The organism is Mesorhizobium sp. M0815 (assembly GCF_040319995.1).
Taxonomy (GTDB): domain Bacteria; phylum Pseudomonadota; class Alphaproteobacteria; order Rhizobiales; family Rhizobiaceae; genus Mesorhizobium.
Genome location: NZ_JAMYOU010000027.1, coordinates 60779 through 69945, shown reverse-complemented (window position 1 = coordinate 69945; position 9167 = coordinate 60779). Strand labels below are relative to the sequence as shown.

General features: G+C 58.8%; 9 protein-coding genes and 1 pseudogene. 6 read left to right on the top strand and 4 right to left on the bottom strand.

All coding sequences use genetic code 11. The annotated features are described in order from the left end of the window. Positions 1 to 110, top strand: a pseudogene (locus NKI01_RS24585) (transcriptional regulator); the annotation flags it as partial. Positions 111 to 343: 233 nt separating this feature from the next. On the opposite strand, the gene NKI01_RS24580 reads toward NKI01_RS24585, so the two are convergent. Continuing rightward, positions 344 to 1267 (bottom strand): glycoside hydrolase family protein, encoded by a 924-nt coding sequence (locus tag NKI01_RS24580; protein WP_352884871.1) that lies wholly within the window; start codon positions 1265 to 1267, stop codon positions 344 to 346. Positions 1268 to 1667: 400 nt separating this feature from the next. On the opposite strand from NKI01_RS24580, the gene NKI01_RS24575 reads away from it, so the two are divergent. After that, positions 1668 to 2840 carry a glycosyltransferase family protein gene (locus NKI01_RS24575; RefSeq protein WP_352884872.1) on the top strand — a complete coding sequence of 391 codons (1173 nt, stop codon included), beginning with the start codon at positions 1668 to 1670 and terminating at the stop codon, positions 2838 to 2840. A 2-nt stretch (positions 2841 to 2842) separates the two neighbouring features. Further along, entirely contained in the window at positions 2843 to 3985 is a 1143-nt protein-coding gene (gene glf / locus NKI01_RS24570; protein WP_352884873.1) for a UDP-galactopyranose mutase, read from the top strand. A gap of 139 nt (positions 3986 to 4124) precedes the next feature. Here glf and NKI01_RS24565 read toward each other — a convergent pair whose 3' ends face one another. Both NKI01_RS24565 and NKI01_RS24560 read right to left on the bottom strand, forming a co-directional pair. Then, positions 4125 to 5288: a glycoside hydrolase family 1 protein gene (locus NKI01_RS24565; RefSeq protein WP_352965000.1), complete on the bottom strand. Its 1164-nt coding sequence runs from the start codon at positions 5286 to 5288 to the stop codon at positions 4125 to 4127. A 206-nt stretch (positions 5289 to 5494) separates the two neighbouring features. Continuing rightward, entirely contained in the window at positions 5495 to 6019 is a 525-nt protein-coding gene (locus tag NKI01_RS24560; protein WP_352884881.1) for a YciE/YciF ferroxidase family protein, read from the bottom strand. Positions 6020 to 6206: 187 nt separating this feature from the next. Between NKI01_RS24560 and NKI01_RS24555 the strand changes: the two genes are divergently transcribed. From NKI01_RS24555 to NKI01_RS24545, 3 genes are all read left to right on the top strand, one after another. Further along, positions 6207 to 6449 (top strand): hypothetical protein, encoded by a 243-nt coding sequence (locus NKI01_RS24555; RefSeq protein ID WP_352473700.1) that lies wholly within the window; start codon positions 6207 to 6209, stop codon positions 6447 to 6449. Between the two features lie 298 nt (positions 6450 to 6747). Further along, positions 6748 to 7146 (top strand): DUF2231 domain-containing protein, encoded by a 399-nt coding sequence (locus NKI01_RS24550; RefSeq protein WP_352473698.1) that lies wholly within the window; start codon positions 6748 to 6750, stop codon positions 7144 to 7146. Positions 7147 to 7154: 8 nt separating this feature from the next. Next, positions 7155 to 7418 carry an SDR family NAD(P)-dependent oxidoreductase gene (locus tag NKI01_RS24545; RefSeq protein WP_352473697.1) on the top strand — a complete coding sequence of 88 codons (264 nt, stop codon included), beginning with the start codon at positions 7155 to 7157 and terminating at the stop codon, positions 7416 to 7418. A gap of 1154 nt (positions 7419 to 8572) precedes the next feature. On the opposite strand, the gene NKI01_RS24540 is transcribed toward NKI01_RS24545, so the two are convergent. After that, on the bottom strand, positions 8573 to 8800 hold the full coding sequence (locus NKI01_RS24540; protein WP_352884875.1) for a hypothetical protein: 228 nt from the start codon (positions 8798 to 8800) through the stop codon (positions 8573 to 8575). Between the last annotated feature and the right edge of the window lie 367 nt (positions 8801 to 9167).

Here is a 9167-nt window from a genome sequence, read left to right as displayed (position 1 = left end):
TCCGTATCGGCGTCAAGGACGACGCCAAGCGCCCCGGCGGGATCAACATTTTCGGCAAGGGCTTTGGAAATTACGATCAGGACATTGTGCTCAGGATCAAAACCGCGTGAATCGACTGGCCGCGTTGCTGCGCTCAGTTACAGTTCATTGCTAGGCTAGGCTTGCAGCTGGCACCGCCGTCCATGAGGCGACCGGCTTGCCTGACGTGTATAGATCCCTCGTCGCAAGCTTTGCCCACTGGCTGCGAATCCCCTGCTACCCTCAATCACCAGTACAAAGGGATCCGTCCCACCAACCAACAGCCAGATTATCCTCCGTTCCGGCAAATGCCGGAACTTACCATCTAGGCAACTCTCGAAAGTATATGCCGATCCAGGTCACACTTAGCCAACCCGAACCGCCAGCGATGGTTCGTAGCCTCACGCCTGCTCTGGTAGAACAAGGTCAGTTGCCGGCCGTCGATCATCACCGTCGAATGGCCATTCTCGCCGGGCTCACCAGGGTCGAGAACGGGGCCAACGGAAACGTAGGGACCCTTGACATCATCGGCGATGGCGAAGAAGACGCGCTGCCGGCTGCCGCGCGGACCTTCGGGGAGGAAGCAGGTGGCGTTGAGAAGCACGCGACCGTCCGGCAGTTCGACGATCTGGGCGCCTTCGATCCCCCATTCGTAATCTGGGTGCTCGCGCGCATTGTGATGCGGCACGTCGAGATGATCGAGTATCTTGCCGAGACGTTTCCATGGCCCGAACCAGGAATCGGATTGGCTGCGCGCCAGATAGACATCAGGCTGAGGCACCCTGGTGAATTTGGGCATGCCTGAATAGACGATGTAGCGCTTGCCTCCGATGATTGCGGGGTGGGGATCGTAGATGCCGTCCTCATCGGTGTCGGGCAGCGACAATATCGCCGCATTGAGCACCACCCAATGAAAGCCGTCATTGGACACCGCGTGCTCGCAACGTCCGCCGGACTTCATGAATTCGGTCTGGATAAACATGTGGAAGACGCCGCACTCATGAATGACGCCGGGTGCCGCAACGCCCGATCCGGTAATCGGCAAGACGATCGGCTCGTGCTCTGTCCAGGGTCCATAGAGATCCGGCGCCGTGGCATGGAGTATTTTCCAGCTTTCGGTCGTGACCGTGCCGCTGGAGCCGAAGACGTGCCAGAGCGTGCCGTCGAAGACGGGACAGGGGTCCTTCAGGTCATCCACGGCCTGCGGGTGAAACAACGGAAAGACGTTGGTTTCAAAGTCGATCTTCATTCGCCAACCATTCCTCGATTCCTCGCGGGCTCCATTCAAATGAACCATCTGCGCGACTCAGATGAATCGATTCGCAGGCCTATTTATAGCTCCGCTGATGAACGGTTGTTGAACGATTGAAGGATTTGAACCGCTCTGTGGCAAAGGGCCACATTTGGGGAGCCCGACCTGACGCGATGGGCTTCATCATGTGGATCGAATGGGGGCGGCCGGCTCGCCCCTTCTCTGTCGAGCCGTCGCAAGTGGAGCGGACGGCTGGTCTCGCCCGAGACAGTTTGGAGCTATGGAACAACTTATCGGGATGGAAGTTATATAGAAGGCTGCGAACTTCATGTCAAAGCTGCCTCGATTGACTTTTGTTAGTCGAGGCATTTTGTAACTATATCGAAGGATAATCTACATGGAAATGGCGGCGGGCCGGGCCAAAACACCAAAAAACCCTGTACAACCGTCTATTTTAATTTGCTTTTCACACCTCCGATGGAACTTCGTATATCAGAGACCACAACACATTCTGACCCTGGCGTCAAAACAGCAACAGCTAATTTACTTCGAAGAGCCGATCTTCGATGAGAGGAACCACCCTTCGATGCGGGTGCACAATATTACCCCCAAGATCAGAATAGTGACGCCGCTGATCCCAGTTGGTACTTCCGCGACCAGGGCGGACGCAATCCAGCGCAGGTTCGTCGATCAGATCCTCGCCTCCACGCCGCATGACCGATTGACGACCTGGTATTACACGCCCATGGCGCTACGCTTCAGCGATCATCTCGCCTGTGACGTCTGCGTCTACGACTGCATGGATGAACTCTCCGCGTTCAAAGACGCTCCCGCAGAGTTGACGCAGTTGGAAAAGGCGCTGTTGCAACGTGCCGATGTCGTCTTCACGGGCGGGCAGAGCCTCTACGAGGCCAAGCGCAGCTTGCATCGGGCGATCTTTCCCTTCCCGAGCAGCATCGACGTTACCCATTTCCATCAGGCTAGGGCGCCAGGTGAAGACCCGTTCGATCAGGCCGACATACCTCACCCGAGGGTGGGGTACTTCGGGGTCATCGACGAACGGCTCGACCTTGAACTTATCGCGCATGCGGCTGCGGCAATGCCAGACGTGCATTTTGTCATGCTCGGCCCTGTCGTCAAGATCGATCGGGCGAGCCTTCCCACGGCAGGCAACCTGCATTGGCTGGGCGGCAAGTCCTATGCAGACCTGCCGAACTATCTCAGGCATTGGAGTGCCGGCTGGATGCCGTTCGCGCTCAACGAAGCGACCCGCTACATCAGCCCGACCAAGACTCCCGAGTTTCTTGCGGCAGGGCTGCCGGTGTTGTCCACGGCGATCGTCGACGTTGTGCGTACCTACGGCGTCGAAGGCCTTGTCGAGATTGTCGAGGCGGAGGACATCGAGGCCAAGCTTCGCTCGATCCTGGCCCACCCCCGCGATTTCCTGGTGAAGAAGGCCGACGCCTACCTCGCCGACATGTCCTGGGAGAAGACCTGGAGCGCGATGGCTGCCCACATCGAGCGCGCCCATGCGATGAAGAGCGTCGTCCCATTCCTGAGGAGGGCGTGAGCGTGTTCGACTGGTTGATCGTAGGGGCCGGTTTCGCCGGCAGTGTGCTGGCCGAGCGTATCGCATCGCAACGGCAGGAAAGCGTCCTGATCATAGACCGACGAAATCACGTCGGCGGCAATGCCTATGACTGCTACGACGAGGCGGGAATACTAATTCACCGTTACGGGCCTCACATCTTTCACACCAACGCCCAATCGATCGTCGACTATCTGTCGCAATTCACGCAATGGCGGCCTTACGAACATCGCGTGCTGTCGCTTGTCGATGGAAAGCTGCTGCCGATACCGATTAATCTCGACACCATAAACCGCCTCTACGGCCTTGAATTGACGTCCGAGCAGCTGCAGGACTTCTTCGCTTTCCGACGCGAAACGGTCAAAGAAGTCCGCACCGCCGAGGACGTCGTGGTGAGCACAGTAGGCAGAGAGCTCTACGAGAAATTCTTCCGCGGCTACACGAGGAAGCAGTGGGGTGTCGACCCTTCCCAGTTGAGCAAGTCAGTGACGGCGCGAGTCCCGACCCGGACCGATCGCGACGATCGGTATTTTGGCGACAGCTTCCAGAACATGCCGGCAGGCGGGTATACGCGCATGTTTCAGCGCATGCTGGATAGTCCCAAGATCAAGATCATGCTGCAGACCGACTACCGCGAAATTCGCGACAAGATCGCCTTCCAGCAGATGATCTATACCGGTCCGATCGACGAGTATTTCGACTGGAAGCTTGGTCGCTTGCCCTACCGTTCGCTGCGCTTTGAGCACACGACGCTGGATTGCGAGCAGTTTCAACCGGTCGCCGTCGTCAACTATCCGCAGACGGAAAAATACACACGGATCACCGAGTACAAGCATCTGACCGGTCAGCAGAGTCCGAAGACCAGCCTCACCTACGAATACCCCACCGACGTCGGAGATCCTTATTACCCGGTGCCGCGGGCCGAAAACGAGGCTTTGTACAAACGATACGAAGCTTTGGCCGCGGCGTGCCCGGAGGTCTGGTTCGTCGGACGTCTTGCAACATATCGCTATTACAATATGGATCAGGTGGTCGGCCAGGCATTGGCTACGTTCGGGCGCATTCAGACACGCCTGCCAGCAAACGGGATGCTCGTCACGCCGACGCAGCGCGAGGCGGCCGAGTGAATGATGCGCCGGCCTGACCGGCGTCGGGCGACCCACGGCCAAAGAGACCAACGATGTTTCTCGGCTTCTCGGCGAACAGCTCTAGATATGCTGTGCTGTTGATGCAGCTGAAAAGCGCGCACTGTTCGTATCAGCGAGGCTATAGCGCGCTTGCTTGTTGTTCCTCAAACGCCAAGAACGATTGGCGCTGGCGCTCCAACTCGTCCGCAAGTGGCTTGCGAACAGTGCGCGAGCCGTCCGCATGAATGGTGGAGAACAAGCCGACTTCGGCGTGGCGCGAATTGTCCCAACCTGGGTAGGCCGTCACCGGGTACAGGCATATACCCTGAACAGGTGCACCGAGGCTCGTCGCATCGCGCACTTCGTCGCAAACGTAGTGAAGCCAGGCTGGCCGGCCTGAACCTTCGGCGCCGGTCTCGGCGATGAACATCGGCTTCTTGTATCGTTCGGCGACCTCGACCAGCAATTCCGAAAGTGCACGGTATTCGTGGTGCCCCATCGGTATCGTTGGGCCATTCAAGTACCATTGGTTGTGCGGATAGAAGTTGAGGCCGATGACGTCCACAACGTCCTCGCTGCCGCCCAACTCCGGTTCCACGCGCCCGATCAGCATGTCATACGCCTCGAATTGGCCCTGGCGAGCATTTTCGGCGCGCCGCCGCTCGGGGTGAGTACGGTCACGAGGAGCAATATGGATCAGCGGTTCAGCCCAGATGAACCTGCAGCCGGGTTCGGCCTCCCGCATGGCCCTCACGCCGGCGACCGCTGCCCTGACAAGGTGTCGTTTGAACCATCCACGCTTGTTCGGCCCGACGCGGGGGAAATAGCCGACCTCCACAGCCCATGCAAAAAACGAAATCTCGTTGATCGGGCACACCAGGGGAGCCACCCCGGTAGCGGAGCGATGAACCCGAACAGCTTCCGCGGCGAAACGGACGTAGGCCTTGATAAACCCCGGGCCACCTTGGTCGATATGGTCTGGCGAGCCATAGTGGAAGATATCCCAGATAATCTGCACCCCGGCCGCCTGGGCTGCTTCGATCGCCGACGTCCAACTCGACCAGTCGAAGACTCCGGGCGCTGTTTCAATCAGGTGCCAGCGCAAGCCGTCGCGGATCGTGCGAAGCCCAAGCTCGGCACAACGGCGATAGTCGGCATGTGCATGGATGTCATGTGAGGTCGCGCGGATCAGATCAAGACGGGCCCCGTCGGCGCGCCTGTGGGAGGAACACTCGAAACCAGCCATGAAAAAGCTGTCGAACCCGGAAGAGCCTGCCGTGGGCCGACGAGCGTCCTCGTTCATACCAACATCCTGTCGCCCAAGGCGTGGGCAAGTAATCGCATTCGCAGTCCCCCATTGTCAGTTCCGGTGGGCTAGTTGAAACCGGTCGGCCACCACCACGTCGACGGCTCGGCGGCTGCGGTGTACACGTGTGCCTGGATTGGCGAATACAACCAAGCTCCAATCCAGTCTGCCGGGGGCCGCGGTCGCGTCGATTCGATCCGAAGTTATGCGGCCTGTTGCATCGCCCGTTCGTTGACGCCTGTTTCGCCTAGTCGGGTGAGCGCCTCATCGGTTGCTTTTTCTTCCTTGAGCGTCTGTTCGAGTAGCGGGACGGCGTCTTTCAAGCCAAGTAACCCGGCCCATGTGACAAGAGTCCCGTAGCGCGCTATTTCATAATGTTCGACGGACTGGGCTGCAGCCACGAGACCCGCGTCCAATGCCGGAGCCTCCTCGAATTCCTCCAAAATCTCCTGTCCTTCTTCGATGATGCCGTCGATCGCCGGGCACGTTTTCCCTTGGGCTCTCTTGCCAAAGGCGTCGAAAACTTGCTGCAGGCGCTCGATCTGCCCTTCCGTCTCGTCACGATGTTTTTCGAACGCCGCTTTCAACTCTTCGGACTCCGCGCCCTTTGCCATTTTCCGGAGCGCCGTCAGAATTTTTTGTTCGGCGTAGTAGATGTCTTTCAGACCATCATAGAAAAGGTCTTCCAAGCCCTTGGAGCTGCCCTGAGAGCTTTTTTTCGTCGCCATTGTCATCTCCTCTTTCATTTCTATCGACGCATGCATGGCTCTAACTGGACCAGTCTCTTGTTGTTCCTTCGGCGACGGCACACCGGCAGCCAACAGCGAGCGACGGTCGGGTTGACCGCTGATTTCAGTCCGCCGCGCCAGCAGCGGCTTGAGCATCTCGGCTGCGCTCCATTGCGGAAGTTCCGGAATGAGGATCGTCTGCCTGAAGGGTTTCCGCTGTCATCGAGTCCTTGCGGCCGCATTTTTCGCAACGGACCTTTGCCCGCACCTGATCAAGGTTCCCGATCTCTTCTCGGAGTTCGAGAGGGTTGGAGAAGCGCTTAAGGCGTTGGCGTCCCGGATCATTGCAAATTACATGGCCGGACTAGTGGACGAGGAAGAACTACTGTCGGCTTCCCGGCAGGCGCTTGGACGGCAAGTGCAGACCTGAGCGAATCCCCTGGCTAGAATTGGTCCGGAACCGTACAATAGCAAATCGTCAGCTATACAACATGGCCGCTGACGCTTGGGAGCGACTGTCGCACTCTTGGCCCAATACGAGGCATTGGTGTAATGGCGGAAGAACAAGGGCGGCTCGGCCCGAAATCTGAAATCGTCAGCGAGCTCGCGCGAGAGTCAGGCGTATCCGAACACCACATACGCGAGATAATGTCGCTGGTCGGCTTCGATCGCGGCTCAATCCTGAGGGAAGCTCGTCTCCTCAAAAAGAACAAGTAGGGCCGGCGGTTTTGCACGGCGTCGGCGGCATCTGGTCCACCGGAAATGCATTCTGGGCCGAAGCATCCTTCTGGTTGCTCGGCTTTGTCCTGTTGATGAGCGCTGCCGCGGCGCTGGCCGGCTTTACCGATTTTCTTGGAAATTCAAGGGTGCGGTCCATCAATGCAGCGAGGCACCATATGGTCGGCAATGTCGTGGCCATGGTGCTGGCGCTGGCCAGCTTCATGCTGCGCCTAAGCGCCGGTGCCGCCGAGGGCGCCTTGCCCTGGGGCCTGGCGCTATCAACGATTGTCGTTCTGCTGCTCGTCTACACCGGCTGGAAAGGCGGAACGCTTGTCTACGAACACAGGGTAGGCCTCCATCCCGAAGAGGGTGAGGATCTCAACTCCCGCCCGGAATTATCCCGATAGGTTGACGAATGGCCGAACTGCGGGGAGCCGTCGTCGTGGTCGCCGGCGCCTCGAGCGGCATCGGCAGAGCGACTGCTCTGGGTTTGGCGCGCAAAGGCGCACGGCTAGTGCTGGTCTCAAGAAACGCGGACGCACTCGACAAGGTCGCCAAGGAGTGCGCCGGCTTGGGCGGTGAGGCGCTGACCTTTGCCACCGACATGGCGGACGATGCGGCCGGTGGAGAATGCGCAGCTTTGCCGTGTCGCGTTTCGGCAGGATCGACGTGTGGGTGAATTGCGCCGCAGTCCTGCTTTTCGGCCGCTTCGAGGAAATCCCGCCGCATGTGTGATCAGGACGTTTCTGGTGGATGGCGCCGGTACTGAACAAAGCTTGTGACCAGTCGGATGCGGTGAGTGGAAGAGCCCGCCGGCTTCCCCAGCCCCCTTGGGGTGCAACCTGTAGTGAATGGACTGGAAGACAATCTTGCCGTCCTGAATGACGGAACTGTCGGCGCCCTCAATGGCGTCGGACCTGGACGAAGTTGCCGACCAGATCAGCAGTGCATAGGGGCCGCGGACCTGTTTTGCGATGTAGTTGAACTCACCTTGAGGCAGCTGCTCGCGCAGGCGTTTGGACGACAGGCGGACGGCATCATGGCCTCTAAATTCGAATTCGCGGTCAAGAGGACCACGTCCACAGCATAGTTGCGCCTAAGATCCTCCTCGATGTCGCCAGCGGCGCGAAGCCTCAGATGGTCTTCGAAAACCCCCTCTGCGGCCGAGCACGTCATGTCTCCTTTGCAGTACCGGAAAGGCCGTGGACAGCCGTCTCGTCCTTCGCGATGCTGAACGGATGCGACCGCGGTTTGTTCCTGAGGCCAACATGCGCTGGAGCCGGATTGCCTTGTACCCCCGATCACAAACGAATGAGAACATTCAATCGGGGTCCTCATGGCTTCCGCCATCGACATTCTGGCATGCTGACCAGCGACGAGGTCGGCAATTGTCCAGGACTAGAGCGGCCGGCCAGGTGCGCTTGCAGCGGTGCCGGGGGGACCTCACGCTCCAAGGCCGTCCTGGCCTTCGCCAGCGACAACCACAAGGCCTGCAAAAAAGCTTCATCTGCTTGCGGTGTTAATCCGACCTCCTTGCAATGTTCAACGATCCTGTCCTGAATCGACACTGCGGTTTCATACCGTTGGACAACCCTTGCCAGAACGTCCTGACAGGTGCCAATCGCCACCTCCCGAATGTGGTCAGCGACGGGAGAGAGGGCAGCACGGGTGACATCATGAGCAACGGGGCGTCCCGATCAGTCGGATGTATTCCGCCTCGGGCTGCCCATAAGAACGATCCGCCAACGCGCGTCTATAGCAATAGCTTCAGCCTTCAATTGAACAAGCAATCGTGCGGGGACTGGTCCTCACCCATGACCAGGGCTGATCCGGTCATACCGTCAAAGCCAATAATGCCAACCTCGGCCCCGACCTCAGCCCGAAGCTTCGCCACCATTGACCCGAGACCGCTCTCGAAGAAATCGAGGTGTCAATCGGGACCGAGGCCTGCTCCAGGTGCGTCGTCAGTCCCAAGTGACGGCCTTCGAGGTGAGGCTGCAGCAATGTCAGATCCGGCGCGCTCAGGCGCCGCAACAGTTCGTTCTTGAACGAGGTTTCCATCTGCGCTGTCTCCCGATCGGGGCGGAAGCGCGATGGTCGCTCACAGCTGACGACGCCCTAACAATTGTCGACAGTCAGGGGAAAGTATACCTAAAAGGGCCGGGAGTCTCAAAAAGCTACTATGCTGACCAGAGAAGCTCGTCACTTTGGCGATCATCAAGATGCTGCTAACAAGCAGTGTCCACCTCTACTGGTCGAAGGTTGCCTTCGCAATCTGGTGTGCGTCTTTTTTCGAAGCATACGGCCCCAAACTGATTCATCCTGTGGGGAAGCCAAGCGGTATCGACGCTGCCTGAAAACTTACGCGCAAGCGCTCCACACTTTCGGGCGGCGCTTTGTCGATCGCCCAGAGTAGCCAAGCACCCCT